Below are 25,389 nucleotides of genomic sequence, written 5' to 3' on the forward strand. Positions count from 1 at the left end.
GCCTCTGTTGCTGTCAAGTGGTTATTTTCAGAAGTTTTCAAAGTTTCCTTTGCAACTTCAACCACTTGCGCTTCCGATCTCTCGTTAGCGGGAGGCGAATTCTACAGCGTTACTCGCTGCTGTCAACACCTCTTTTTCTCCGCTTTCGATCGAGACGATCGAACCGTCAATAAGGCGAAAACACACTGCCTTACCAACTCCTTCAGGCTTCGATAAACTGAAGCGTAACCGCTGTCGAAAACTGCGTAACTCTTTGTTTACCAAGGAGTTTTCCGTTTCGACTGCGCCGGAAGTGGGGCGAATTATAGACTTCCAGAATCTGCCGTCAACACCTATTTTCATTAATCTGTCATATCAGTCAAAAAACCCCGAAAACACGAAGGCCGGTCCACCACTATAAAGAGATGGACCGGCCTTCTGCCCTTCTACTTACAAGCTAGGGAATGCGAACTGCGAGGCTTCATGGCTTGCACGTTGTGGCCAGCGCTGGGTAATCGCCTTGCGACGGGTGTAGAAACGTACACCATCCGGGCCATACGCATGCAGGTCACCAAACAGCGAACGCTTCCAGCCGCCAAAGCTGTGGTAAGCCACTGGAACCGGCAATGGAACGTTAACCCCAACCATGCCGACTTCGATCTCGTCGCAGAACAACCGCGCCGCTTCCCCGTCACGGGTAAAGATGCAGGTGCCGTTGCCATACTCGTGATCGTTGATCAGTTGCATCGCCTCTTCCAGGCTGTTGACCCGAACGACGCACAGCACCGGCCCGAAGATCTCTTCTTTATAGATGCGCATCTCTGGCGTGACGTTATCGAACAGGCAGCCACCCAGGAAGAAGCCGTCCTCATGACCGGCCACGCTCAGACCACGACCGTCGACTACCAGGGAAGCACCAGCAGAAACGCCGTCTTCTATATAGCCACTGACTTTGTCGCGAGCCTGACCGGAAACCAGTGGCCCCATGTCCAGACCACACGAAGTGCCGGCACCGATTTTCAGCGCCTTGATTTGCGGAACCAGTTTGGCCACCAGCGCATCCGCAACCTGATCGCCGACGCACACGGCCACCGAGATCGCCATGCAGCGCTCACCACAGGAACCGTAAGCCGCGCCCATCAGTGCACTGACTGCGTTATCCAGATCGGCATCCGGCATCAATACCGCGTGGTTCTTCGCGCCGCCCAGTGCCTGGACGCGCTTGCCGCGCTTGGTACCTTCGGCATAGATGTATTCGGCAATCGGCGTCGATCCGACAAAGCTCAGTGCTTTGACTTCAGGTGCTTCGATCAACGCATCGACCGCAGCCTTGTCGCCGTGAACCACGCTCAACACGCCTTTCGGCAGGCCGGCTTCGAGCAAGAGTTGAGCGATCAGCAACGTCGAGCTTGGATCACGCTCGGAAGGTTTGAGGATAAAGCAGTTACCGCAGACGATCGCCAGCGGATACATCCACAACGGCACCATCGCCGGGAAGTTGAACGGAGTGATACCGGCCACCACGCCCAATGGCTGGAAGTCCGACCAGGCATCGATGTTCGGGCCGACATTACGGCTATATTCGCCTTTGAGGATTTCCGGTGCCGCACAGGCGAACTCGACATTCTCGATACCGCGCTTCAATTCACCCGCGGCGTCTTCCAGCGTCTTGCCGTGTTCTTCGCTGATCAATTGAGCGATACGCGCTTCGTTCTGCTCCAGCAATTGCTTGAAGCGGAACATCACCTGGGCGCGTTTGGCCGGTGGCGTGTTGCGCCAGGCCGGAAATGCAGCCTTGGCCGAGTCGATGGCGTTTTGAATGGTTTCACGGCTGGCCAACGGCACTTTATGGATTGGCTGACCGGTAGACGGGTTGAACACGTCAGCAGTGCGAGCGTTATCGGTTACCAGTTCGCCATTGATCAAATGCGGGATGAGGCTCATGCGGGGCTCCTGAAAAATTGTCCACAGACGCGCATCGCTGCGCGTCCGTTGTTCGTTCTTATATAGAAGGGCTAATCAGTCGATCTTGTTCAGCACTTCGCCGACCGCATCGAACAGACGATCGAGATCCTGCGGCTTGCTGTTGAAGGTTGGACCGAACTGCAGGGTGTCGCCGCCGAAGCGCACATAGAAACCCGCCTTCCACAGCGCCATGCCCGCCTCGAATGGACGCACGATGGCGTCGCCGTCGCGCGCAGCAATCTGGATCGCACCGGCCAGACCGTAGTTACGGATGTCGATGACGTTCTTCGAACCTTTCAGGCCGTGCAGCGCATTCTCGAAATGCGGCGCGACTTCGGCCACGCTCTGCACCAGGTTTTCCTTTTGCAGCAGGTCGAGTGCCGCCAGGCCGGCAGCGCAGGCCACCGGGTGCGCCGAATAGGTGTAACCGTGCGGGAATTCCACCGCGTATTCCGGCGTCGCCTGGTTCATGAAGGTCTGGTAGATCTCCGAACTGGCGATCACCGCGCCCATCGGGATGGCACCGTTAGTGACTTGCTTGGCAATGCACATCAGGTCTGGGGTCACACCGAAGCTGTCAGCGCCGAACATCGAACCGGTACGACCGAAGCCGGTGATGACTTCGTCGAATACCAGCAGGATGTTGTGCTGATCGCAGATTTCGCGCAGACGCTTCAGATAACCCTGAGGCGGAACCAGTACACCGGCAGAACCGGCCAGAGGCTCGACGAACACCGCTGCGATGTTCGAGGCGTCGTGCAGCTCGATCAGCTTGAGCAGCTCATCGGCCAGGGCGATACCGCCCTCTTTCGGCATGCCACGGGAATAGGCATTGCTCGCCAGCAGAGTGTGCGGCAGGTGGTCGACGTCCATCATCGCCTGACCAAACAGCTTACGGTTGCCGTTCACACCACCCAGGCTGGTGCCAGCGATGTTCACGCCGTGGTAGCCACGGGCACGGCCGATCATTTTGGTCTTGGTCGACTGACCTTTCAGACGCCAGTAAGCGCGAACCATCTTCACGGCGGTATCGGCGCACTCGGAACCGGAGTCTGTGAAGAACACGTGATTCAGATTGCCCGGGGTCAGCTCGGTGATTTTCTCGGCGAGCTGGAACGACAGCGGGTGACCGTACTGGAAGCCCGGCGAGTAATCGAGGGTGCCCAACTGTTTGGCCACCGCTTCCTGGATTTCCTTGCGGGTATGCCCTGCGCCGCAGGTCCACAGCCCCGACAGCGAGTCATAGACTTTACGGCCCTTGTCGTCGATCAGGTAGCTGCCTTCAGCGGCAACGATCAGACGCGGGTCGCGCTGGAAATTGCGGTTGGCGGTGTACGGCATCCAGTGGGCATCGAGCTTGAGTTGGCTGGCCAGGGAGACCGGGGCGTTTTCAGGCACGTTCATGAGCAAAACCTCGCAGGGCAATAAGCGGCGTAGGGATTAAAAGCGTTCTTGCAGCTAAGTTGCCACGACGATAAAGTCGGTGAAATCCAACTCTTCTAACCTTCAGTCAGGCAATCACTAAACTATGAGCAGCCGCCGACCCGACCCACTGGCGCAAGTCAGTGACTTTGATATCCGTCTGCTACGGATCTTTCGCAGCGTGGTCGAGTGCGGCGGCTTCTCCGCGGCGGAAAGCGTGCTCGGGATTGGACGCTCGGCCATCAGCCAACAGATGAGCGATCTTGAACAACGACTGGGTCTGCGTCTGTGTCAGCGTGGTCGAGCCGGGTTCTCGCTGACCGAAGAAGGCCGCGAGGTCTATCAATCGGCGTTGCAGCTATTAAGCGCGCTGGAAAGTTTTCGCACCGAGGTCAACGGCCTGCATCAACACTTGCGCGGTGAATTGACCATCGGCCTGACCGACAACCTCGTCACCCTCCCCCACATGCGCATCACTCACGCACTGGCGCAGTTGAAAGAGCGTGGGCCGGACGTGCAGATTCAGATCCGCATGATCGCGCCCAATGAAGTCGAACAAGGCGTGCTCGATGGGCGCTTGCATGTCGGCGTGGTACCGCAGGCCAGCGCCTTGTCGGGTCTTGAGTATCAGCCGCTGTACAGCGAACGTTCGCTGCTTTACTGCGCGGTCGGCCATCCGCTGTTTTATGTCGACGATAAACAGCTGGACGATGAACGCCTGAATAGTCAGGACGCGATCGCCCCGACCTTCCGTTTACCGGCCGAGATCCAGGCGCATTATCAGGCGCTCAATTGCACCGCCAGCGCATCGGACCGCGAAGGCATGGCGTTTCTGATTCTGACCGGGCGCTATATCGGTTATCTGCCAGACCACTACGCCAGCCTGTGGGTGCAGCAAGGTCGTTTGCGCGCGCTCAAACCCGACGCACGTTTTTATGACCTGAGCCTGGCATCGGTGACACGCAAGGGGCGGCGCCCGCATTTGGTTCTGGAAAGCTTTCTGGAAAGCCTTGCCGCGACTCGATGATCCGCATGAAAGGCCCAGCGTTGACGCTTTTATAGCGACAAAGCTTGTCGGATTACCGTGGGTGCGCTATCAACGCACGGTGCACCCACTGACCAGCTCGGAACCGCCCATGACCTTTGAAGTCCCAGCCCACGCAGGTAAGCCTGCCAGCCGCATTCGTCAGAAGAACGAAGAGGCGATCCTCAAAGCCGCCGAAATCGAATTCGCTCGTCACGGCTTCAAGGGCACCAGCATGAACACCATCGCGCAGAATGCCGGGCTGCCCAAAGCCAATCTGCATTACTACTTCACCAACAAGCTCGGGCTGTACATCGGGGTGTTGAGCAACATCATTCAGTTGTGGGACAGCACCTTTAACACCCTTACTGCCGAAGATGACCCCGCCGAAGCGCTGACCCGCTACATTCGCGCCAAAATGGAGTTCTCCCGCCGCCAGCCACAAGCCTCGCGGGTGTTCGCCATGGAAGTCATCAGCGGCGGTGAATGCCTGACCGAGTACTTCAATCAGGATTACCGCGCCTGGTTCCAGGGCCGCGCGAACGTGTTTCAGGCCTGGATCGACGCCGGCAAGATGGACCCTGTAGACCCGGTGAACCTGATCTTCCTGTTATGGGGCAGCACCCAGCATTACGCCGATTTCGCCACGCAAATCTGCCGCGTCACCGGTCGTACCAAACTGACCAAGCAGGACATGGAAGACGCTGGCGATAACCTGATCCGCATCATTCTTAAAGGCTGCGGCCTCACTCCAGCCATTTAAGACGCTCAGCCATGCCTTTTACCCTTGCAGGCCTTTGCGAATACCGCGAAGAGATTCGCAAAAGCCGCTTTATCGCCCTCGCGGCACCGATCACCAGTGCTGCCGAGGCGCAGGCGTTCATCGAGCAGCACAGCGACCTGAACGCTTCACACAATTGCTGGGCCTGGAAACTCGCCGATCAATACCGCAGCAGTGACGACGGCGAACCGGGCGGCACCGCTGGCCGGCCGATACTCGCAGCGATCGAAGCGCAGGATTGCGATCAGGTCGCAGTCGTGGTGATTCGCTGGTACGGCGGCATTCAACTGGGCACCGGCGGCCTCGCCCGGGCCTATGGCGGCAGCGCCAATAAATGCCTGCAAGGCGCCGAGCGGATTGCCCTGATCAGCCGGGTGCCCGTCAGTTGTGCCTGTGGTTTCAGCGAGTTGGCCCTGGTCAAATTGCGCGTGACGGAACTGGGCGGGTTGGTGGTGGAAGAAACCTTCACCTCCAATGGTGTGGAACTGCAACTGGCCGTCGGTGAGGTGCAGATCGATACGTTGCAGAGCCAATTGGCGGATTTGAGTCGTGGACGGATTGTGTTGCAACGCTGAAAACAGGCTGCGATCTTTTGGGGCATTGACGCCATGCCAACATTTCCGACACTTGCCCACAACCGCTGTGCACCCGACTGTGGATAACCTGAGCACACAGCGCTGTAACCCTTCCGCCACGTGGCTTTGCGGCCATTGATCATTTTTCGTTCAACTGGCCATCCACAGGTTCAATTCCACAGCAAAACAAACAGTTAGAGCGGCATATCACCTTTAGAAGAAAGCCTTACAGTGTTTATGCCCGGGTTTTGAGCTTGCGCACAAATACTGTGGAGCAACCTGTGGATAACCCGTTCATGGCTGGCGCAGTCGCATAGCCGGCTTAGCCCGCAGCCACATGCTCATTTTTTAACCAGATTACCGTGTGCCAAATCTGCACCCGATATTGCACCTCGCCCTGAAGTAGTGCCCGATCGCAAATCAACCTTCTGCGTTGATCACCAAACGTCTGGGCTTTACGCTTGATGAGATCGGTAGCAGCGTGGCCGCGCTTTGGTAAGCCAAGGACCCGGACGGCTCGGGCAACGTTGCCCATTGAATCCATGACCCTCTTTTTTCAAGGAAGCCACTCATGTCTACGGAAAAAATCGCACTGATCATCGGCGCCTCACGCGGCCTCGGCCTGGGGCTGGTGAAAACCCTGCTGGCCGACGGCTGGCAAGTCACCGCCACGGTGCGTAACCCGCAGAACGCCGAGGCGTTGCAGGCGCTGGGCAAGGTACGGATTGAAAAACTCGACATGGACGATCAGCAAGCGGTGATCGCCCTCAGTCAACAACTCAAAGGCCAGGTGTTCGACCTGTTGTTCGTCAACGCCGGCGTCAAAGGCCCGGAAGTGCAAACACCCGGTGGCGCGACGCTGGCCGAAGTGGGGCAATTGTTCTTCACCAACGCCGTGGCGCCCATCAATCTGGCCCAGCGCTTCGTCGGGCAGATCCGCGAAGGCAGCGGCGTACTGGCGTTCATGAGTTCGGTGCTCGGCAGCGTGACCATGCCTGATGCGCCAGAACTGGCACTGTACAAGGCCAGCAAAGCGGCGCTGAACTCGATGACCAATAGTTTCGTCACACAGTTGGGCGAACAGAAATTGACCGTTTTGTCGCTGCATCCGGGTTGGGTTAAAACCGACATGGGCGGCGAAGGTGCGGACATCGATGTCGACACCAGTACCCGCGGGCTGGTCGATCAGGTGAACGCCTATGCCGGCAAGGGTGGGCATCATTTTGTGAACTACCGCGGTGAAACAATTCCCTGGTAAACACCACCCATCCCCCCTGTGGGAGCGAGCTTGCTCGCGATGACGACGGTACATTCAACGCAGATGTCGACTGTCAGTCAGCTATCGCGAGCAAGCTCGCTCCCACAGGGTCACACGTCGGTCTTGTAGTAGCGACGCTTGCCCGAAAAGCGCTTTTGTTCGAAACTTCGCACTTCGCCCCCCGCGGCGACCCTGGATCAGCAGACAGGGCAACACTGAGCTGGCGAACCTGAACCCAACTTTCAGAGGAGCCGGCAAATGCCTGCGACCCGTATCTGGTTAAAAAATCCCCTCGCGATCTTCACTGCCAACGACCTCGATGCCCGTGGCGGCCTGGTGCTGCAAGACGGTTTGATCGTCGAAGTACTCAAGCAAGGCCAACAACCCGCGACACCCTGTGGACAAGTGTTCGATGCCCGTGAGCATGTGATCCTGCCGGGGCTGATCAACACTCACCATCACTTCTATCAAACCCTGACCCGCGCCTGGGCACCGGTGGTCAATCAACCGCTGTTCCCCTGGCTGAAAACCCTCTACCCGGTCTGGGCCCGACTGACCCCTGAAAAACTCGCGCTGGCGACCAAGGTGGCCCTGGCGGAATTGCTGCTGTCGGGTTGCACCACTGCCGCCGACCACCATTACCTGTTTCCCGAGGGCCTGGAAAATGCCATCGACGTGCAAGTCGAAAGCGTCCGTGAACTCGGCATGCGCGCCATGTTGACCCGTGGCTCGATGAGCCTCGGCGAAAAAGACGGTGGCTTGCCGCCCCAGCAAACCGTGCAGCAAGGCGAAGTGATTCTCGCCGACAGTCAGCGCCTGATCGCCGAATACCACGAACGTGGCGAAGGCGCGCAAATCCAGATCGCCCTGGCCCCCTGTTCGCCATTCTCGGTCACGCCGCAAATCATGTCGGCCAGCGCCGAATTGGCGAACACGCTCGATGTGCGCCTGCACACCCACCTCGCCGAAACTCTCGATGAAGAAGACTTCTGCCTGCAACGCTTCGGTCTGCGCACCGTGGATTATCTGGACAGCGTCGGCTGGCTCGGCCCGCGCACCTGGCTGGCGCACGGCATTCACTTCAACCCCGACGAAATCGCCCGCCTCGGCGCAGCGGGTACCGGCATCTGCCATTGCCCAAGTTCGAACATGCGCCTGGCATCTGGCATTTGCCCAAGCCTGGAGCTGACGGCTGCCGGCGCACCGCTGGGCCTGGGGGTCGACGGTTCGGCGTCCAACGATGCCTCGAACATGATCCTCGAAACCCGTCAGGCGCTGTACCTGCAGCGACTGCGTTATGGCGCGCAGAAGATCACTCCGCAATTGGTACTGGGTTGGGCCACCCAGGGTTCGGCGAAATTGCTCGGCCGTAGCGACATCGGCGAACTGGCGGTGGGCAAGCAAGCCGACCTGGCGCTGTTCAAGCTCGATGAGCTGCGCTTCTCCGGCAGCCATGACCCGATCTCGGCATTGCTGTTGTGTGGCGCGGATCGTGCAGACCGGGTGATGATCGGCGGCAAATGGCGAGTGATCGATGGGCAAGTCGAGGGGCTGGACCTGAAAGGCTTGATTGCCGATCACAGCCAGGCGGCGCGGCAATTGATCGCCGGCATCTGACCGGACGCCATCGTGGGCAAGGGCTGGCCCTTGCCCACGCTTGCCGACACCCAGGCTTATGAGGTGGTTGGATGAACCGACCGGTCAGGTTTTGCTAATTGTTTCTACAGGCATCTGTAGAATGCTCACTATCTGCACCCTGATGAGAAAAGAATATGTACGACTGGCTGAACGCCCTGCCCAAGGCAGAATTGCACCTGCACCTGGAAGGCTCGCTGGAGCCTGAGTTGCTGTTCGCCCTGGCCGAACGCAACAAGATCGCCCTGCCGTGGAACGACGTCGAAACCCTGCGCAAGGCCTATGCCTTCAACAACCTGCAAGAGTTCCTGGATCTGTATTACCAGGGCGCCGATGTGTTGCGCACCTCTCAGGATTTCTACGACCTGACCTGGGCCTACCTGTTGCGTTGCAAGGCGCAGAACGTGATTCACACCGAACCGTTCTTCGATCCGCAAACCCATACCGACCGTGGCGTGCCGTTCGAAGTGGTGCTTAACGGCATCGCCAGCGCGTTGAAAGACGGTGAACAGCAACTGGGCATCACCAGCGGTTTGATCCTCAGTTTCCTGCGTCACCTGAGCGAAGAAGAAGCCGAGAAAACCCTCGACCAGGCGCTGCCGTTCCGTGATGCGTTTGTCGCCGTCGGCCTGGACAGTTCAGAGATGGGCCACCCGCCGAGCAAGTTCCAGCGCGTATTCGATCGCGCTCGACATGAAGGTTTCCTGACCGTTGCTCACGCTGGTGAAGAAGGCCCGCCGGAGTACATCTGGGAAGCCATCGACCTGCTGAAAATCCAGCGTATCGACCATGGTGTGCGCGCCATCGAAGACGAACGCCTGATGCAGCGGATCATCGACGAACAGATCCCGTTGACCGTTTGCCCGCTGTCCAACACCAAGCTGTGCGTGTTCGATGACATGTCCCAGCACAACATCCTCGACATGCTTGAGCGTGGGGTGAAAGTTACGGTGAACTCGGACGACCCGGCGTACTTCGGCGGTTATGTCACCGAGAACTTCCACGCGCTGTATACCCATTTGGGCATGACCCAGGATCAGGCCAAGCGCCTGGCACAGAACAGCCTGGATGCCAGACTGGTCAAGCCATAAGCTTCACCGCAAAACCAATGTGGGAGCGAGCTTGCTCGCGATGGCCGACTGACATTCAACATTGATATTGAATGTCATGGCCTCATCGCGAGCAAGCTCGCTCCCACATTGAATCGGTGTTTAACCGACTTGCGCGACCTCGCTCAACTCTTCCAGCGTCTTGCCCTGCGTCTCCATTCCGAACAACCAGACCACGCCCGCGGCAATGGCGAAACACATCGCGCCCAAGGCGAACACCCCGCCCTGCCCCGTTATCGGGAACACCAGCCCGGTGACCAATGGCCCGAGCAACGAGCCGACCCGGCCAATCGCCGAGGCAAACCCGGAACCGGTGGCTCGCGCTGAAGTGGGATAGAGCTCCGGGGTGTAGGTGTAGAGCACGGCCCACATACCGAACAGGAAGAACTGCATCAGCAGGCCCGAACTGATCAACAGGCTGACGTTGCCGCCAAACACCGCGCTCTGCCCATACAAAAACGCCATCACCCCACCACCGAGCAAGGTGATGATGCACACCGGCTTGCGTCCCCAACGCTCCACCAGCCAGGCAGCCATGAGAAAACCGGGAATCCCGCCAAGAGAAATCAGCACGGTGTAATACACCGACTGAGTCACCGCAAACCCCGACTGCTGCAACAATGCGCTGAGCCAGGAAGTCAGGCCATAGAAGCCAAGCAAGGCAAAAAACCAGACGCTCCAGATCATCATCGTGCGTTGGCGGTACAACGGTGACCAGATTTCATTCAAGGCCGAAAGAAAGTGCCCCGGACGACTCTCGATTCTGGGCAAACGAATCGGCTCCGGCAGATCGGCGCGCCCCAGCGAGCCCCGCACCTTGTCTTCAATACGCTGCAAAACCTTGTCCGCCGCCACATGATGTCCGGCCTGTTCCAGCCAACGTGGTGACTCGGGAATGAAGAAGCGGATCGCCAGGACAAACACCGCCGGCACCGCCAGCACCAGGAAGATGTCGCGCCAGCCAACCAGCGGTAACAGGAAGTAAGACAGCACGCCCGCCGCGACAAAACCCAGCGGCCAGAAGCCATCCATCAACGCGATGTAGCGCCCGCGCCGTTTGGCCGGGATCAATTCGGACAGCATCGATTGGGCAATCGGAAATTCCATGCCCATGCCGATCCCCAGAAGCACTCTAAACAGCGTCAGCGTCTCGACGCTTTGCGCCGTAGAACAGAGGTAACTGGCGATGCCCCACAACACGATGCTCCACTGAAACACCGGTTTGCGCCCGAAGCGGTCGGCAAGCATCCCGGACAACGACGCGCCAAGCACCATGCCGAAGAAGCTCGAACTGGCCAGCAACCCGGCCTGCGCCGTGCTCAGAGCGAACTCGGCTTTAATCGAGCCCAAGAGGAACGTCATCATTGCCAGGTCCATGGAGTCGAAGAAAAAAGCCAGGGCAATGATGATGAAAATGATCCGGTGATAACCGCTGACGGGCAGTCGTTCCAGACGTTCTGCCGCGCTATAGCCCTGCGTTTCCATACCCTACCCCCCATTCGATGATCCCCGAATCGAGTGTGCGGGATCGCCTGGGGTCACTATTGCTGGATACGACCTGGCCACAGCTCTGAGCGACGTCTGAAACCTCTGGCCACAGACGTCGATTTCAACGGTTGCTAAAGCGCCATTTCCAACTCGGCCTCTTTGGCGAACTGATCGATTTCACGCTGACCGGCCGCGGTGATCTGCAGAACACGCGTGTCGCTGGGCAGATTCAACCAGCCGGACTGCATGAACAGCTGCAATACCGCCGCCCCCAGTGTGCCGCCTAGATGCGGTCGGCGCTCGCTCCAATCCGGGCAGGCGCAGACAACGCGCGAGGTGCTGTGGGCCAGGGCCTGAATGAACACGCCGTGGGTTGCCAGCTGATTGGCGCCTTTGTGGGTCACGATGACACGCTTGTCCAGCTGTTCGATCCAGCCGGCATCGAGCATTCGCTGATACAGATCGGCTGCCAGGCTTCCCCCCAGATGGTCATCACAGAGCCTGGCCCGAAGCAATGACGAAGGCGCCGTACGCACTTTCGTCGATGGGCTGGTGCGCTTGAGCAACTCTGGAACCTTGCCTGGCAGGCTGGCCAGAGTGGCGCTGGCCAGCGCTTCAACCGCCGCACCGATTTCGGGAGCTGCAAGCCGGAAAAACCGCTTGCGCCCACGCTCCTCGACTTTCAACAGTCCACCGCTGGACAAACGCCCCAGGTGCGCATTGGCCGATGACGGCGACAAGCCTGCCAGCAAAGCCAACTCCTCGGATTGCCGTGCAGTACCGTCCATCAAGGCCCACATCATTGCGCTACGCTTCGGGTCTGCCAGCAACGTGGCTATCTGACTGATGCAAGGTGCATGTTCCATGTATTCACTCCCTGTTGAATCATTTGTCTACTGCTCTGGGACATCTTGACCAGTAATGTGCTGCCGGCCAAGGCGTGAAAACCGCCAAAAGCCGGGCGGTATAAGCAACGGATGCGACGAACCTCTTCGAAAACCCCGACCGGGCTCAACAACGATCAGCACAGCGTCCAACCGCTTTGAGCGAGACATCGCAACGTCGCCGGCAACGGTGCGACACCAGGCAGCCCCTAGTATATGCGCGATGATCTTCGGTTCCTGCCGGCCGGAAGCTTTTGGAGGTGATAGTTCCTGCCAGAATTTTCCCTATTTGCGTGCGACTACTCGCCCGCACCGATCATTGCTGGCGATTGAGCCGACAATTGGGCACATCGTGATTTGAGCATTTCACTCAGCAGGTTCACTGGCTTACTCAATTGAGCGCGATGCGCGCACAGCAAATTCAGCGGTGCACGCTCACAGCGCAGCGCCGGCATCAGCACTTTCAAGCGCCCGGCCAGGACATCGCCGGCTACATCCAGCCAGGACTTGTAGGCAATTCCGGCACCAGCCACCGCCCATAGACGCACTACGTCCGCATCATCACTGAAACGATCACCGCTGACGGTCAGGCTCACCTCCCGCTTGCCGTCATGAAAACTCCAGTGGTCGTGAACCCGACTGCCCAGCATGTACAACAGGCAATTGTGCTGGGCCAGTTGCTCCAGCTGGCGCGGTTCGCCATGCCGCGCGAGATAGTGCGGTGCAGCACACAACACACGACGGTTGTCCGGGGCGATCGGCAGCGCCACCAGGCTCGAGTCTTCCGGCTCCCCGTAGCGCAGGGCAATGTCCACCGGTTGGCGGAACAGGTCGGCAATCCGGTCGCCCAACAGCAGGCGTACCGTCAGTTTTGGATGCTCACGCTGGAATTCGTCCAGCCACGGCAGCAGCAAATTGCGACCGAAGTCCGAAGGTGCCGACAGCTGCAATACGCCGCTGACCTGATCCTGTCCGCTGGCCAGTAAACGACGTCCTTCATCCAGATTGCTCAGCGCCGCGCGGGCGTACTCCAAAAAGCCCTCGCCCTCTGCAGTCAGACGCAGACTGCGAGTCGAACGCGCCAGCAACCGCGCGCCCAATTGCTGTTCGATCCGCTTCAACGCGGCGCTGGCCACCGCCGCCGACAGGTCCATGACCCGCGCCGCCGCAGACAGACTACCCAGGTCCGCAGCCCGGACGAACAACTGCAAGTCATCGAAACGCAGCATCACCCCACCTGCATTATCAAAAAAATATTGAAAGAGACTGTTCTTTTAGCCGGTTTTATCTTCAAGAGAAATCACCAATCATCCATGCCATCGAATAACCCGTGAGAAACTCCCCATGAAATCCATTGCCTACTACCGTTCGCTGCCCATCAACGATCCAGAATCGCTGCAGGACATCGAACTGCCCGAGCCGGTTGCAGGCCCACGGGATTTGCTGGTTGAAGTCAAAGCCATCTCGGTCAATCCGGTGGACACCAAGGTTCGCCAGAATGTCGCGCCCGATGAGGGTGTCGCAAAAGTGCTGGGCTGGGATGTGGCCGGCGTGGTCAAGGCGGTCGGCAGCGACGTCAGTCTGTTCAAGGCCGGTGACAAGGTTTACTACGCGGGCTCCATCGCGCGCGCAGGCGGCAACAGTGAACTGCATGTGGTAGACGAGCGCATTGTCGGCCATATGCCCAAGTCCCTGAGCTTCGCCGAAGCCGCCGCGCTACCGCTGACCGCGATCACCGCATGGGAGTTGTTGTTCGAACGCCTGCAAGTGCGCGAAGGCAAAACCGATCAAGGCCAAAGCCTGCTGATCGTCGGGGCCGCTGGTGGCGTGGGCTCGATTCTGACTCAACTGGCCAGTCAGCTCACCGCACTGAAAGTCATCGGTACTGCCTCTCGCCCGCAGACCCAAAGCTGGGTACGCGAACTGGGCGCCGACCTGGTAATTGATCACAGCCAACCGCTGAGCGAAGAACTCAAGCGCGCCGGTCACCCTCAGGTGACTCACGTTGCCAGCCTGACCGAAACCGATCAGCACTTCGAACAACTGGTCGAAGCCCTCGCGCCTCAAGGCAAGCTTGCGCTGATCGATGATCCGAAGGCACTCGACGTGACCAAGCTCAAACGCAAGAGCCTGTCGTTGCACTGGGAATTCATGTACACCCGCTCGCTGTTCGAAACTGCCGACATGCTCGAACAGCACAAGCTGCTGAACCGGGTGGCCGAGCTGATCGACGCGGGCACATTGAAAACCACGGTCGGCGAACACTTTGGCACGATCAATGCCGCCAATCTGCGCCGTGCCCATGCACTGCTGGAAAGCGGCACGTCCAAGGGCAAGATCGTCCTCGAAGGCTTCTAGGGGTTTAGAAGACGGTGTGTTCCGCTTGCTGTTTCAGAAACGAAACGCACCGTCAGTCCGAGGAGTTGATACGCGTCACAAATCCTATTTGATTCAGGTCTACAATCGAGCCTCCCGCAGTGCAGTCTTTTAGGTGAGGAAGTCAGCAATGAAGATCCTGATAAAAGAATTGGCAAAATCCCAGTGGCAGGTCCGCCTGGACAACCACGCGGTGAACTTCCGCAGTGAAGCCGAAGCTCGCGCTTTTACCTCGACCCTCGAGGCTCGCTTGCACGCCCCTCATCAACTCCCCGAACGCCAGCAACGAGCAACCGGCTGACTCAAGTCACGGCTTGCGCTGCCCGGGCAACCTGCAGCCGGCGGGTGAGCATCGCGACGCTCACCACTAATATTCCGCACAGGCTGATGACCATCGCCATCGGCATCGCTGTGCCGTCGTGCAGCACGCCGACCAACGCCGCCGCGCCTGCTGCAACACTGAACTGCAAGCAACCGAGCATCGCCGAAGCGCTGCCTGCGCGCGCGCCCTGTCCGCTCATCGCACACGCCGAGGCATTGGGAATGATGCAACCCAGGCTTGCGATGCAGATGAACAGCGGGATCAGCAACGGCCACAAATGCTCGGTATGCAGTGAACTGACCGCCAGCAAGCTCAGGCCTGCCGCCAGATAAATCCATACGGTGCGCGCCAGCAAAAAGGCCGGGCCGCGTTTGGAGAGCAACCGGGCGTTGACCTGCGCCACCAAAATGAAGCCCGCCGCATTGGTGCCGAACAACCAGCCGAAGTGCTCGGCCGGGACACCGTATAGCTTGATGAACACGAAAGGCGAGCCGGCGATGTAGGCAAACATCCCGGCAATCGCGATGCCACCGGTCAAGGCATGACCGAGGAAGATCCTGTCAGTGAGCAGACGACCGTATTGACGCAAAGCACCCGACAACGGCTGTCGCGGCTGGTTGGCCGGCAAACTTTCCGGCAGGCCTAGCGCAACCGCCAGGGCCGACAATGCGCTGAACACCGTCAAGGCGATAAAGATCGACTGCCAGCCATACAGGTTGACCAGCAGACCGCCAAGCATTGGCGCAAGAATCGGGGCCAGGCCCATTACCAGCATCAGTTGAGAAAAGACTTTCGCCGAACCCACCGCGTCGCACTTGTCGCTGACCACCGCGCGGGAAATCACCATCCCGGCGCAGCCACCCAACGCCTGAACGAAACGGGCCGCGATCAGCCACTCAAGGCTCGGCGCAAACGCGCACACCAGCGATGCCAGGGTGAACAGACCGACGCCCACCAGCAATGGCATGCGCCTGCCGAAGCGATCGGCCACCGGGCCGTAAGCCAATTGACCAATCGACAGGCCGAGGAAATAAGCTGCCAGGGTCAACTGGACGTGTTTTTCATCCGTGCCGAAAGCTGCCGCCATGGCCGGGAAGGCTGGCAGATAGAAATCGATGGCCAGCGGCCCGAAAGCGCTCAGGGCGCCAAGAATCAGAATGGTACGGAGGTTCATCAGGCGTCCAGTTATACGTCAGTCAGCAGCCCGACAGTCTAGCCGCGCGTGGACGCCTTGAACATTCCGATAGGTCGCTAACTATTAAAAAGGTTCAGGCCAGCGTGACCGCGTAGCCTTCTTCGCTGATCAGGTTGATCACCTGCTCTGTCGACAACGCGCTCTCCACGCCGACTTCCTTCGCCGCGAGATCGACCCGGACACTGGCCGCCGGATCCTTGGCTTGCAGCGCCTCGGTAATGGCCCGAACACAGTGACCGCACGACATTCCTTGAACGTTGAATACTTGCATGAGGCAGCTCCTTTGATGAGATTGAAACCAGTCTTGAGCTTGCCACGGTGGCAAGGTCAAGTTCTGCTGTGATCTGCCGGGCTGGCAATCATCGTCGCGCTCGGCCAAGCTTCGCCATCAATGACTCAAAAGCAGGAGATGCAGCCATGCGCTGGTCAGCTTTCAGCCTATTCGGCATGCTCAGTCTTTTCGCCGCCGCGCCCTCGGCCAGCGCCGAAGACTACGGTGTGCTGATCATTTCTCGCGAGCGCCTGGAAGTCGCGACCTCGTGCGAGATTGGCGTGTACATCCAGGATCAGTTGTCGGCGCGGTTGTTCCAGGAACAAAGCACCTCGTTCAATTTGCCACCGGGCAACTACTCCTTGCGGCTAAAACTGCTGCCCGGCCAGGCGCCAGGTTGCAGTGCCGGGATGCTGGCCCCGGGTTCGCAGAACATCACGCTGCGGGCGGGTGACCTGTTGAAATTCCGCATCGCCATGAACCAGCAAGGCATGTACCTCAAGCCCGCCGCATTGGGGTATTGATCCACCCGTTTTCTGTGGGAGCGTGGCTTGCCCGCGATGCAGGCAACGCGGTGGTTCAGGCCAACCGCGTCATCGTTCATCGCGCGCAAGCCGCGCTCCCACGGTTTTGTAGTGCCCTTACGATGGCGCTTGACCTTGCCCGCGTGGCAAGGTTGATCCTGTAGGTCATCTCTACAGGGAGTAAGACCGATGTCCGATTCCACCACCTTCGATCTGCCGATATCCGGCATGACCTGTGCCAGCTGCGCGGGACGTGTCGAGCGTGCGTTGAGCAAAGTTGTTGGCGCAAGCAGCGTTAGCGTCAACCTGGCCACCGAGCAAGCGCGCGTCCAGGCCCCTCGCGACAGTTTGCCAGCGCTGATGGAAGCGGTGCAGCAAGCCGGATACAGCGTGCCCGCGCACAGCCTCGAATTGAGCATTGGCGGTATGACCTGCGCCTCGTGTGTCGGTCGGGTCGAACGTGCCTTGAAAAAAATCGCCGGGGTGAACAGCGTCAGCGTCAACCTCGCCAACGAACGCGCGCACCTCGAACTGCTCGGTCAGATCGACCCTCAAGTATTAATCGGCGCAGTCAGCAAGGCCGGTTATACCGCCAGCGTCTGGGAAACCGAGCAGTCCACTGACAACGATCAGCAACAACGGCTGCGCCATGAGCGCTGGAGCCTGCTGCTGGCAATCGTGCTGGCCTTGCCACTGGTGCTGCCAATGCTGGTGCAGCCGTTTGGCCTGCACTGGATGCTCCCGGCCTGGGCGCAGTTTGCGTTGGCGACGCCAGTGCAATTCATCTTCGGTGCACGCTTTTATGTCGCTGCATGGAAGGCCGTTCGCGCGGGCGCCGGCAACATGGACCTGCTGGTGGCCTTGGGCACCAGCGCCGGTTATGGCTTGAGCATTTATCTGTGGGCCACCGCCAGCGCCGGCAGCATGCCGCATCTTTATTTCGAAGCTTCGGCGGTAGTGATCGCGCTGGTGTTGCTCGGCAAATACCTCGAAAGCCGCGCCAAACGCCAGACCGCCAGCGCCATTCGCGCCCTCGAAGCCTTGCGGCCGGAGCGAGCAATTCAGGTGATCGATGGCCGTGAACAAGACGTTGCCATCAGCGCGTTGCGCCTAGGCGATCTGGTGCTGGTCAAACCCGGTGAACGTTTCCCGGTGGACGGTGAAGTGATTGAAGGCCAGAGCCACGCCGACGAAGCGCTGATCAGCGGCGAAAGCCTGCCGGTGCCGAAACAACCCGGCGACAAGGTGACTGGTGGTGCGATCAATGGCGAAGGCCGGCTGCTGGTGCGGACTCAAGCCCTTGGCGCGGAAACTGTCCTGGCGCGAATCATCCGGCTGGTCGAAGACGCACAGGCCGGCAAGGCACCGATCCAAAAGCTGGTGGATAAAGTCAGCCAGGTGTTCGTCCCCGTCGTGCTGCTTTTAGCACTGGCGACCTTGATCGGCTGGTGGCTGTACGGCGCACCGCTGGAAACGGCGGTGATCAACGCGGTCGCGGTGCTGGTGATCGCCTGCCCTTGCGCCCTCGGCCTGGCAACACCGACCGCGATCATGGCAGGCACCGGTGTGGCCGCGCGCCACGGCATTCTGATCAAGGACGCCGAAGCGCTGGAGCGCGCCCATGAAGTCAGCGTGGTGGTGTTCGACAAGACCGGCACACTGACGTCCGGCACACCGCGCATCGCTCACTTGAGTGCCATCGACGGCAACGAAGCGACCCTGCTGCAACAGGCCGGCGCCCTGCAACGCGGCAGCGAACACCCGCTGGCCAAAGCCGTGCTCGACGCCTGCGCCGAGCGTGACTTGCCGGTGGCCGATGTCAGCGCCAGCCAATCACTGACCGGTCGCGGCATTGCCGGCACGCTGGAAGGTCGCCAATTGGCGCTGGGTAATCGCCGTCTGCTGGAAGAAAGCGGCTTGAACGCCGGTCCCTTCAGCGAATCCGCCAACGCCTGGGAAGCCGAGGGTCGAACCTTGTCATGGCTGATCGAACAAAGCCCCGAACCCAAGGTGCTCGGCCTGTTCGCCTTTGGCGACACCCTCAAGCCTGGCGCGTTGCACGCCATCGAAGCACTCAATGAGCAACACATCGGCAGTCACCTGCTGACGGGTGACAACCGTGGCAGCGCCCGAGTGGTTGCACAAGCACTGGGCATCAGCAATGTACATGCCGAAGTGTTGCCAGCCGAAAAAGCCTCGACCGTCGCTGAGCTGAAAAAGACCGGCGTCGTGGCGATGGTCGGCGACGGCATCAACGACGCTCCGGCGCTGGCAGCGGCAGATATCGGCATCGCCATGGGCGGCGGCACCGACGTTGCGATGCACGCAGCCGGGATCACCTTGATGCGCGGCGACCCACGCCTGGTGCCGGCAGCACTGGAAATCAGCCGCAAGACCTACGCGAAGATCCGCCAGAACCTGTTCTGGGCCTTCGTCTACAACCTGATTGGCATTCCGCTGGCAGCTTTCGGCTTGCTCAACCCGGTGATCGCCGGTGCGGCGATGGCCTTGTCCAGCGTCAGCGTGGTGAGCAATGCTTTACTGCTCAAGACCTGGAAGCCGAAAGACCTGGAGGGCACGGAATGAACATCGGCCAAGCAGCCAGACACAGCGGCCTGAGCGCCAAGATGATTCGCTATTACGAATCGATCGGCCTGCTCAAGGCAGCCCATCGCACCGACAGCGGCTACCGCATCTATGGCGACGACGACCTGCACAGCCTGGCGTTCATCAAGCGTTCACGCGATCTCGGGTTTTCCCTGGAAGAGGTCGGCAAACTGTTGACCCTCTGGCAGGATCGCCAACGGGCCAGCGCCGACGTCAAGGCACTGGCCCGTCAGCACATCGACGAGCTGAACCAGAAAATCCGCGAACTCGGCCAGTTGCGCGACACCTTGCAGGATCTGGTGGAACACTGTCATGGCGATCACCGCCCGGACTGTCCGATTCTCAAGGAACTGGCGTCGGGCTGCTGCGTCGAGCCCGCTCGCTCCTGATCGCCAAAACCTTCAGCACCAGCAAGGTGCTGAGGGGGATCCCGTGAAACAGCAGTACCACCGCACCGGGTGTCCACACGTTATAGAACGGCGCGGCGATCAACATGCCGACGCCGAACCCGGTCATTTGCAGCAAGGTCAGAAAGCTGAAAATCGGCAGGCGCAGGCTGTCCGGTTCACGCTGCAAGCGCGACATCAGCCCGACCTCGGAAAAGCCATCCCCCAGCCCCGCCGGCAACGCAAACAGCAGCAAGCCGTAGAGGCTCTGTTGCTGGAACATCAGGATGAAGCCGCTGGACATCAACAACACGCCGAAAAAGAACCGCCGCTCCAGGTTCGAATTTTCCGAACCTGGCAAGCGGCTGGCCACCCGCGCCCCGATCAACTTGCCACACGCCCACACCGCCAGCATCAGGCCCAGCGTGGTACTGGCCGACTCGGGTGTCAGCAGCCTGGATATGATCGGAAAACCCACGTTGTGCGCGGCACTGCCGAGGGTGTCGGCCATCGCCAGCGCGAGCATCGCGGCGATGACCGGCGAGCCGCGCAGGCCTTGGCGTAGCGCGGTCCATTCGGCGCCCTTGTGGGTTGGCTCGGCATTCGGTGCAGATCTGGAGAACCGTAACGCCACGATGAATAGCGCCGCCAACAGATAAGTGACGACGTTCAGCGCAAACACCGTTTCGAAGCCGAAACCGGCCACCAACAGCCCGGACACCAGACTCCCACCAACCATCGCGGCGGACGACGCCGAAGTGATCCAGGCGTTGGTCTTGAGCAATTGCTCTCCAGCGATCATGTGCGGCAACTGACTGTTGAGGCCGATGGCAAACATCGAGTTGCCGAACCCCAGGCCGAAAGCGATCACCGGCAAGAGCAGCGCTTGCTGCGACACCGGCAGCACCAGCAACAGGCCTAATAGCCCGGCACGCAGCAGATCGAAGGCTATCAGCGGCAGGCGCCCGATCCAGCGACGATAAAATGTCGTGCCGATCAAACTGGCGAAAATCCCACCGGCCACGCGGCTGGCGAGAAAGATCCCGACACTCATGGCGCTGTTGCTGAGCAGGTAAACGTAAGTGGCCAGCGCCACCATATTGAGAAACGCACCGAAGTCCGAGACCAGTCGCGCCGCGATGATCAGTTGGGCGTTGCGGGTGGATTCTTCGTGCGTAAGGTCGGTGTTCACAATCATCCTTGACCGAGCGTTGCCTTGGGTGTCGTGCAGTTAACGCGATTTAACAACCTGCGGATACTCATGTGGGAGCGAGCTTGCTCGCGATAGCGGACTGACAGTCAACAATGATGTTGAAAGTAATGGCCCCATCGCGAGCAAGCTCGCTCCCACAGTGGTTCTGTGTTGAATTTCATTTTTGGGCAAGCACACACAAAAAACCCGGCCAAAGCCGGGTTTTTCGTCAACCGATCACTGCATCCACGGTGGAGGCGGTTCTTCGGTTTTGCCTGGCGGTGCGTCGTCTGCGGCGCGAACCGCTTGTCGACGTTCCTCGTCAAGGCGCGCGGCCTCGATCTCACGCATGATGCCGCCTACGTCCGCCAGCTCTTCCGGCTCGTCGAACTCACCGGTCAGGACGCTGGCCGGGTGCAGGGTGCCGGCTTCATACAGGGCCCACATTTCCTTGGCGTACTTGGTCCGCTTCAACTCCGGCGCAAAGCGCCCGAAGTACGAGGCCATGTTGCCCACATCGCGCTCCAGCATGCTGAACGCGTGGTTGTTGCCGGCAGCGTCAACTGCCTGGGGCAGGTCGATGATCACCGGGCCGTCCGGGGTCAGCAATACGTTGAACTCGGACAGGTCACCGTGCACCAGACCGGTACACAGCATCAGCACGATCTGCGAAATCAGGAAGGCGTGGTACTCACGCGCCTGATCCGCTTCCAGCACCACGTCGTTGAGACGCGGCGCGGCATCGCCGTACTCGTCCGCCACCAGCTCCATCAGCAGCACGCCTTCCAGGAAGTCGAACGGCTTGGGCACTCGCACCCCGGCACTGGCCAAACGGAACAATGCCGCAACCTCGGCGTTCTGCCAGGCGTCTTCGGTTTCTTTACGACCGAACTTGGAGCCCTTGGCCATCGCGCGAGCCTGACGGCTGTTACGGACCTTGCGACCTTCCTGATACTCGGCCGCCTGACGAAAACTTCGTTTATTCGCCTCCTTGTAAACCTTGGCGCAACGTAACTCGTTGCCGCAGCGCACCACATAAACAGCTGCTTCTTTACCACTCATGAGTGGGCGCAGCACCTCGTCAACCAGACCGTCCTCGATCAGCGGTTCAATGCGTTTTGGAGTCTTCATCAGCTTTTATTGTGGGTCCTTTATTACCAAACACGCGAATGTCATTCGTTATACGGCAATCCTCTCCTGTCGGGGAGGGGTTGCCGACCTATGAACGTTGCAGATGCACCCAATGTGCCAGATTAGTCAGGCAAATCCTGCTGAGCGACGAAGATCATAGCCGAGAGTCAGCCGCACGTTAGCGACTGGATCAGCAGGCATTTGCGACAGCGCCTGAGATCAGCCAAGCCATTCTTTGTAGGATTTTTACCAATAGCCCTTAATTTCCGCCCCAAGCAGCCGAAGTCCTAATAGAGAAAGGAATTTGTCCGACAATCCGCGAGTCATCAGCACTACGTGGGCTTAATAAGAAAAAAAATCTGGAGCGCGGATGAACATCAAACAAAAACTGACGTGGGCGTTCGCAGTCATCGCCTGCTTGCCGGTTGTGCTGGTCGCCACCCTGGTGGTCATGAACCTGCGCAGCGATGCCAAAGAAAACTTTGTCGACGGCAGCGGTCGAGAGATCCGCCAGGTCAGCAATGCCATGCAACTTTTCTTCGACGGCATCAGCCAGAACGTCAACTACCTGGCCTCCCAGCCGTTGATCAAAAACAGCGACGCCAGCCTCAAGACCTACATGAGCGCCAACGCAACGGAGATTCCGCAAGGCGAGATGGACAAGCAGGTGTTTGCCTTGCTGCAAGACCTGGGCGCCAGTCATCCGTCATACGCGTACGCCATCATTGGCACCAGTGCCGGGGGTTACGTGTCCTGGCCCGATGACCCGAAACTGGCCAACTACGACCCGCGCCAGCGTCCCTGGTACAAGGCAGCGCAAGCCAAACCGGGCAAACCGTTTCGCACCGAGGCCTATTACTGGGCCCAGGATGATGCGACTTACGTCAGTACCGTGCGCACCATTGATAACAAGCTCGGCACCAATGGCGGCGTGGTCAGCATCGACGTGACGCTCAAGCAGCTCACCGAGATCGTCAAACAGATCAAGCTCGGTGAATCCGGCTACCTGATGCTGATGGAAAACAACGGCACCGTGCTGGTCGACCCGAAACAGCCGGAGCACAACTTCAAAGCGCTGAGCAGCCTGGGCGACGGTTACGCACAACTGGCCAAGGCCGGCAAAGGCCTGGTCGAGGTCGAATTGAACGGCGAGCGCTACATGGCCAACGTCTGGCCGTCGGAGCAACTGGGCTGGACCTTCATCGGCCTGATCAAGCAAACCGACGTGATGAGCTCCGCCACTGCGCTGACCTGGTTGATCGCGATCATCGCCGCCGTACTGGCCGTATTCTTCGCCGTGGTCGGCGCCAGTTTCGCCAGCCTCATCGTGCGGCCGATCCGCAGCGTCGCCAGCGGTCTGGAAGGCATCGCCCAAGGTGAAGGCGACCTGACCCAGAACCTGCAGATCCGTGGCAGCGACGAAACCGCGCAACTGGCCAACTGGTTCAACCAGTTCCTCGCCGCGATTCGCAGCCTGATCCAGCACATCGGCGGCGCTGCGACCAAAATTCTCGCCAACTCGCAAAGCGCGACCCAGGTCTCCAGCGACATGGCCGACGCCGCCGGGCGCCAACGTGAAGCGGTGGACATGGTGTCTACGGCCTTCCATGAGATGGTCGCCACCGCCAACGAAGTCGCGCGCTCCTGCAGCCAGGCCGCCGAGTCGGCCGACAGCGGCCAGCGTCAGGCCCGTGAGGGTCAACAACAGATCGATGCCGCCGTGCACAGCGTCGACAAGTTGAGCCAGGAAATCGAACAATCGGCGCAGTCGATGCAGCAGCTGGAACGCGACAGCAATGACATTCAGTCGATCCTCGGCACCATTCGCTCCATCGCCGAACAAACCAACTTGCTGGCACTGAACGCCGCGATCGAAGCGGCCCGTGCTGGCGAGCAAGGTCGCGGTTTTGCGGTGGTGGCCGATGAGGTTCGCGCACTGGCCAAACGCACGGCCGACTCCACCGCGGAAATCGACGGACTGCTCGGCAACCTGGCCAAGCGCACCAGTCAGGTCACCCAGCAGATGCACGCCAGCCTTGAGGTATCGCAACAGTCGGTCAACCGGATCGGCGAAGCGCGCAACAGTTTCGGGCAGATTCGCGAATCGGTGGACGTGATCCGCGACATGAACACTCAGATCGCCACCGCCGCGGAAGAACAGCATCAGGTCGCCGAAGACATCAATCGGCACATCAGCCAGATCCATGGCGATGCGCAGCTGGTGGCCGAACTGGCCAACTCGGCACGGCTCGACTCGCAGAGTCTGGCGGGGTTGTCGAATGAGCTGGATGGGTTGGTGCGACGGTTCCGCACCTGACCTTCGCGGACAACACAGATCCAATGTGGGAGCGGGCTTGCTCGCGAAAGCAGACTGTCAGTCAACTGAGATGTTGAATGTGATGGCCTCTTCGCGAGCAAGCCCGCTCCCACATTAGTTTGGCGGTGTTACTGCTTGAACAACTCTCCCGGGGTAAACCCGAACAATCCTTTGAACGCTGCAATAAACGCCGACGTCGAGTCATAGCCGCTGGACAGCGCCGCCGTGGTCACGCTGTTGCCGTCTTCCAGCAAACTCAATGACGACAACAACCGCATACGCTGGCGCCAGCTGCGAAAGCTCAATCCGGTTTCACGCTGGAACAGGCGCATCAAGGTTTTCTCCGAAGTCCCCAATCGTTCGGCCCATACCTGCAACGTCACGTTCTGCCCGGGGCTTTCGATCAGTTCGTTGCACAGCCCAAGCAAACGCGGGTGACGTGGCAACGGCAGAGAGAACCCGACTTCCGGCAGGCTCGCCAACTGATCCAGCAGCACCTCGACCAGGCGTGCTTCGCGGCTGTCACCCTCCGGATAGTCCACCGGCAGCAGGCAAAAACTCTTGATCAGCTCTCGCGCCAGCGGCGTGACTTCCAGCACCCGGCAACGCTCGTCCGCCCAGGCACATGCCTCGCGCCGCACATAGAGGCTGCGCATTTCCGCACGCATCGAGGTCACCACCTGGTGTTCCAGGTCAGCCGGAATCCAGATCCCCCACTGCGGCGGCGCAAAGAAACTGCCCTCGGCGGTGTGTACGCCGAGCACGCCACTGATAGCGTAGGAAAACTGCACCCAATCGTGGCGATGAGGTGGCGTCCACGAGCCGGCGCTGAGGCTTTCCGCACGGGCAAACAGCGGGCGCGGCAACGCCGTCAGGGTCGGGATGGTCCGTTCGAGGGAAACTTGTCCGTTAGCCGGCATTGATTGGCCTTATGTCGCAAGACGGGCG

General features: G+C 59.7%; 22 protein-coding genes and 1 pseudogene. 13 read left to right on the forward strand and 10 right to left on the reverse strand.

What is annotated here, in order from left to right; genetic code table 11:
• Nucleotides 1–429 precede the first annotated feature (429 nt).
• Together AC1DIG_RS19340 and aptA are read right to left on the reverse strand one after the other, a co-directional pair.
• On the reverse strand, nucleotides 430–1,923 hold the full coding sequence (locus AC1DIG_RS19340; RefSeq protein ID WP_477768588.1) for a CoA-acylating methylmalonate-semialdehyde dehydrogenase: 1,494 nt from the start codon (nucleotides 1,921–1,923) through the stop codon (nucleotides 430–432).
• 75 nt (nucleotides 1,924–1,998) lie between these two features.
• Complete coding sequence (aptA, locus tag AC1DIG_RS19345) at nucleotides 1,999–3,348, reverse strand: omega-aminotransferase AptA (protein ID WP_477768589.1); 1,350 nt, start codon at nucleotides 3,346–3,348, stop codon at nucleotides 1,999–2,001.
• A gap of 124 nt (nucleotides 3,349–3,472) precedes the next feature.
• On the opposite strand from aptA, the gene AC1DIG_RS19350 reads away from it, so the two are divergent.
• The 6 genes from AC1DIG_RS19350 (at nucleotide 3,473) to AC1DIG_RS19375 (ending at nucleotide 9,730) form a co-directional block, all read left to right on the forward strand.
• On the forward strand, nucleotides 3,473–4,393 hold the full coding sequence (locus AC1DIG_RS19350) for a LysR family transcriptional regulator (protein WP_019693711.1): 921 nt from the start codon (nucleotides 3,473–3,475) through the stop codon (nucleotides 4,391–4,393).
• A gap of 109 nt (nucleotides 4,394–4,502) precedes the next feature.
• A complete protein-coding gene (locus tag AC1DIG_RS19355) occupies nucleotides 4,503–5,153 on the forward strand; it encodes a TetR/AcrR family transcriptional regulator (protein ID WP_477768590.1) in 651 nt (216 codons plus the stop codon).
• An 11-nt stretch (nucleotides 5,154–5,164) separates the two neighbouring features.
• Nucleotides 5,165–5,746 carry an IMPACT family protein gene (locus tag AC1DIG_RS19360; protein WP_477768591.1) on the forward strand — a complete coding sequence of 194 codons (582 nt, stop codon included), beginning with the start codon at nucleotides 5,165–5,167 and terminating at the stop codon, nucleotides 5,744–5,746.
• A 571-nt stretch (nucleotides 5,747–6,317) separates the two neighbouring features.
• The gene (locus AC1DIG_RS19365) at nucleotides 6,318–7,004 is read left to right on the forward strand and encodes an SDR family oxidoreductase (RefSeq protein ID WP_477768592.1); all 687 of its coding nucleotides are present in this window, start codon (nucleotides 6,318–6,320) and stop codon (nucleotides 7,002–7,004) included.
• Between the two features lie 258 nt (nucleotides 7,005–7,262).
• Nucleotides 7,263–8,621: an 8-oxoguanine deaminase gene (locus AC1DIG_RS19370; RefSeq protein WP_477768593.1), complete on the forward strand. Its 1,359-nt coding sequence runs from the start codon at nucleotides 7,263–7,265 to the stop codon at nucleotides 8,619–8,621.
• A 155-nt stretch (nucleotides 8,622–8,776) separates the two neighbouring features.
• The gene (locus AC1DIG_RS19375) at nucleotides 8,777–9,730 is read left to right on the forward strand and encodes an adenosine deaminase (protein WP_477768594.1); all 954 of its coding nucleotides are present in this window, start codon (nucleotides 8,777–8,779) and stop codon (nucleotides 9,728–9,730) included.
• Nucleotides 9,731–9,850: 120 nt separating this feature from the next.
• Here AC1DIG_RS19375 and AC1DIG_RS19380 read toward each other — a convergent pair whose 3' ends face one another.
• The 3 genes from AC1DIG_RS19380 to AC1DIG_RS19390 form a co-directional block, all read right to left on the reverse strand.
• Entirely contained in the window at nucleotides 9,851–11,233 is a 1,383-nt protein-coding gene (locus tag AC1DIG_RS19380) for an MFS transporter (protein WP_477768595.1), read from the reverse strand.
• 134 nt (nucleotides 11,234–11,367) lie between these two features.
• Nucleotides 11,368–12,102 (reverse strand): ArsR/SmtB family transcription factor, encoded by a 735-nt coding sequence (locus AC1DIG_RS19385; protein WP_477768596.1) that lies wholly within the window; start codon nucleotides 12,100–12,102, stop codon nucleotides 11,368–11,370.
• Between the two features lie 317 nt (nucleotides 12,103–12,419).
• On the reverse strand, nucleotides 12,420–13,349 hold the full coding sequence (locus tag AC1DIG_RS19390; RefSeq protein WP_477768597.1) for a LysR family transcriptional regulator: 930 nt from the start codon (nucleotides 13,347–13,349) through the stop codon (nucleotides 12,420–12,422).
• Between the two features lie 115 nt (nucleotides 13,350–13,464).
• On the opposite strand from AC1DIG_RS19390, the gene AC1DIG_RS19395 reads away from it, so the two are divergent.
• Nucleotides 13,465–14,478, forward strand: a complete 1,014-nt coding sequence (locus AC1DIG_RS19395) for a zinc-binding alcohol dehydrogenase family protein (RefSeq protein ID WP_477768598.1) — start codon at nucleotides 13,465–13,467, stop codon at nucleotides 14,476–14,478.
• Between the two features lie 148 nt (nucleotides 14,479–14,626).
• The gene (locus AC1DIG_RS19400; RefSeq protein WP_019693720.1) at nucleotides 14,627–14,797 is read left to right on the forward strand and encodes a hypothetical protein; all 171 of its coding nucleotides are present in this window, start codon (nucleotides 14,627–14,629) and stop codon (nucleotides 14,795–14,797) included.
• Between the two features lies 1 nt (nucleotide 14,798).
• Here the strand turns inward: AC1DIG_RS19400 and AC1DIG_RS19405 are convergent, their stop codons facing one another.
• Both AC1DIG_RS19405 and AC1DIG_RS19410 read right to left on the reverse strand, forming a co-directional pair.
• Nucleotides 14,799–15,992, reverse strand: coding sequence for a multidrug effflux MFS transporter (locus AC1DIG_RS19405; RefSeq protein ID WP_477768599.1), 1,194 nt, complete (start codon nucleotides 15,990–15,992; stop codon nucleotides 14,799–14,801).
• A 94-nt stretch (nucleotides 15,993–16,086) separates the two neighbouring features.
• Nucleotides 16,087–16,284 (reverse strand): heavy-metal-associated domain-containing protein, encoded by a 198-nt coding sequence (locus AC1DIG_RS19410; RefSeq protein WP_477768600.1) that lies wholly within the window; start codon nucleotides 16,282–16,284, stop codon nucleotides 16,087–16,089.
• Nucleotides 16,285–16,430: 146 nt separating this feature from the next.
• Between AC1DIG_RS19410 and AC1DIG_RS19415 the strand changes: the two genes are divergently transcribed.
• The 3 genes from AC1DIG_RS19415 (at nucleotide 16,431) to cueR (ending at nucleotide 19,804) form a co-directional block, all read left to right on the forward strand.
• Nucleotides 16,431–16,808: a hypothetical protein gene (locus tag AC1DIG_RS19415; RefSeq protein WP_054594155.1), complete on the forward strand. Its 378-nt coding sequence runs from the start codon at nucleotides 16,431–16,433 to the stop codon at nucleotides 16,806–16,808.
• A gap of 189 nt (nucleotides 16,809–16,997) precedes the next feature.
• Nucleotides 16,998–19,394, forward strand: a complete 2,397-nt coding sequence (locus AC1DIG_RS19420; protein ID WP_477768601.1) for a heavy metal translocating P-type ATPase — start codon at nucleotides 16,998–17,000, stop codon at nucleotides 19,392–19,394.
• Nucleotides 19,391–19,804 carry a Cu(I)-responsive transcriptional regulator gene (gene cueR / locus AC1DIG_RS19425; RefSeq protein ID WP_477768602.1) on the forward strand — a complete coding sequence of 138 codons (414 nt, stop codon included), beginning with the start codon at nucleotides 19,391–19,393 and terminating at the stop codon, nucleotides 19,802–19,804. Before AC1DIG_RS19420 ends, cueR begins: the two co-directional genes overlap by 4 nt.
• On the opposite strand, the gene AC1DIG_RS19430 is transcribed toward cueR, so the two are convergent.
• Together AC1DIG_RS19430 and AC1DIG_RS19435 are read right to left on the reverse strand one after the other, a co-directional pair.
• Complete coding sequence (locus AC1DIG_RS19430; RefSeq protein WP_477768603.1) at nucleotides 19,758–20,993, reverse strand: MFS transporter; 1,236 nt, start codon at nucleotides 20,991–20,993, stop codon at nucleotides 19,758–19,760. The genes cueR and AC1DIG_RS19430 overlap by 47 nt on opposite strands.
• A 237-nt stretch (nucleotides 20,994–21,230) precedes the next feature.
• Nucleotides 21,231–22,124 carry a PA4780 family RIO1-like protein kinase gene (locus AC1DIG_RS19435; protein ID WP_054595482.1) on the reverse strand — a complete coding sequence of 298 codons (894 nt, stop codon included), beginning with the start codon at nucleotides 22,122–22,124 and terminating at the stop codon, nucleotides 21,231–21,233.
• A 526-nt stretch (nucleotides 22,125–22,650) separates the two neighbouring features.
• Between AC1DIG_RS19435 and AC1DIG_RS19440 the strand changes: the two are divergent.
• Both AC1DIG_RS19440 and AC1DIG_RS19445 read left to right on the forward strand, forming a co-directional pair.
• Nucleotides 22,651–23,583, forward strand: a pseudogene (locus AC1DIG_RS19440) (cache domain-containing protein); the annotation flags it as partial.
• Nucleotides 23,584–23,712: 129 nt separating this feature from the next.
• Complete coding sequence (locus AC1DIG_RS19445) at nucleotides 23,713–24,441, forward strand: methyl-accepting chemotaxis protein (protein ID WP_477768699.1); 729 nt, start codon at nucleotides 23,713–23,715, stop codon at nucleotides 24,439–24,441.
• 128 nt (nucleotides 24,442–24,569) lie between these two features.
• Here AC1DIG_RS19445 and AC1DIG_RS19450 read toward each other — a convergent pair whose 3' ends face one another.
• Nucleotides 24,570–25,361: an AraC family transcriptional regulator gene (locus tag AC1DIG_RS19450; protein ID WP_477768604.1), complete on the reverse strand. Its 792-nt coding sequence runs from the start codon at nucleotides 25,359–25,361 to the stop codon at nucleotides 24,570–24,572.
• Between the last annotated feature and the right edge of the window lie 28 nt (nucleotides 25,362–25,389).

This window comes from Pseudomonas sp. 05N431, assembly GCF_056397005.1.

Bases quoted from the DNA above. Each gene is read 5' to 3' on its own strand.
- AC1DIG_RS19400 (WP_019693720.1), top strand. From the start codon at position 14,627: ATGAAGATCCTGATAAAAGAATTGGCAAAATCCCAGTGGCAGGTCCGC.
- AC1DIG_RS19395 (WP_477768598.1), top strand. From the start codon at position 13,465: ATGAAATCCATTGCCTACTACCGTTCGCTGCCCATCAACGATCCAGAA.
- AC1DIG_RS19410 (WP_477768600.1), bottom strand. From the start codon at position 16,284: ATGCAAGTATTCAACGTTCAAGGAATGTCGTGCGGTCACTGTGTTCGG.
- AC1DIG_RS19405 (WP_477768599.1), bottom strand. From the start codon at position 15,992: ATGAACCTCCGTACCATTCTGATTCTTGGCGCCCTGAGCGCTTTCGGG.
- AC1DIG_RS19450 (WP_477768604.1), bottom strand. From the start codon at position 25,361: ATGCCGGCTAACGGACAAGTTTCCCTCGAACGGACCATCCCGACCCTG.
- AC1DIG_RS19360 (WP_477768591.1), top strand. From the start codon at position 5,165: ATGCCTTTTACCCTTGCAGGCCTTTGCGAATACCGCGAAGAGATTCGC.
- aptA (WP_477768589.1), bottom strand. From the start codon at position 3,348: ATGAACGTGCCTGAAAACGCCCCGGTCTCCCTGGCCAGCCAACTCAAG.
- AC1DIG_RS19385 (WP_477768596.1), bottom strand. From the start codon at position 12,102: ATGGAACATGCACCTTGCATCAGTCAGATAGCCACGTTGCTGGCAGAC.
- AC1DIG_RS19375 (WP_477768594.1), top strand. From the start codon at position 8,777: ATGTACGACTGGCTGAACGCCCTGCCCAAGGCAGAATTGCACCTGCAC.
- AC1DIG_RS19415 (WP_054594155.1), top strand. From the start codon at position 16,431: ATGCGCTGGTCAGCTTTCAGCCTATTCGGCATGCTCAGTCTTTTCGCC.
- AC1DIG_RS19355 (WP_477768590.1), top strand. From the start codon at position 4,503: ATGACCTTTGAAGTCCCAGCCCACGCAGGTAAGCCTGCCAGCCGCATT.
- AC1DIG_RS19420 (WP_477768601.1), top strand. From the start codon at position 16,998: ATGTCCGATTCCACCACCTTCGATCTGCCGATATCCGGCATGACCTGT.
- AC1DIG_RS19445 (WP_477768699.1), top strand. From the start codon at position 23,713: ATGGTGTCTACGGCCTTCCATGAGATGGTCGCCACCGCCAACGAAGTC.
- AC1DIG_RS19370 (WP_477768593.1), top strand. From the start codon at position 7,263: ATGCCTGCGACCCGTATCTGGTTAAAAAATCCCCTCGCGATCTTCACT.
- AC1DIG_RS19350 (WP_019693711.1), top strand. From the start codon at position 3,473: ATGAGCAGCCGCCGACCCGACCCACTGGCGCAAGTCAGTGACTTTGAT.
- AC1DIG_RS19365 (WP_477768592.1), top strand. From the start codon at position 6,318: ATGTCTACGGAAAAAATCGCACTGATCATCGGCGCCTCACGCGGCCTC.
- AC1DIG_RS19340 (WP_477768588.1), bottom strand. From the start codon at position 1,923: ATGAGCCTCATCCCGCATTTGATCAATGGCGAACTGGTAACCGATAAC.
- cueR (WP_477768602.1), top strand. From the start codon at position 19,391: ATGAACATCGGCCAAGCAGCCAGACACAGCGGCCTGAGCGCCAAGATG.
- AC1DIG_RS19435 (WP_054595482.1), bottom strand. From the start codon at position 22,124: ATGAAGACTCCAAAACGCATTGAACCGCTGATCGAGGACGGTCTGGTT.
- AC1DIG_RS19390 (WP_477768597.1), bottom strand. From the start codon at position 13,349: ATGCTGCGTTTCGATGACTTGCAGTTGTTCGTCCGGGCTGCGGACCTG.
- AC1DIG_RS19380 (WP_477768595.1), bottom strand. From the start codon at position 11,233: ATGGAAACGCAGGGCTATAGCGCGGCAGAACGTCTGGAACGACTGCCC.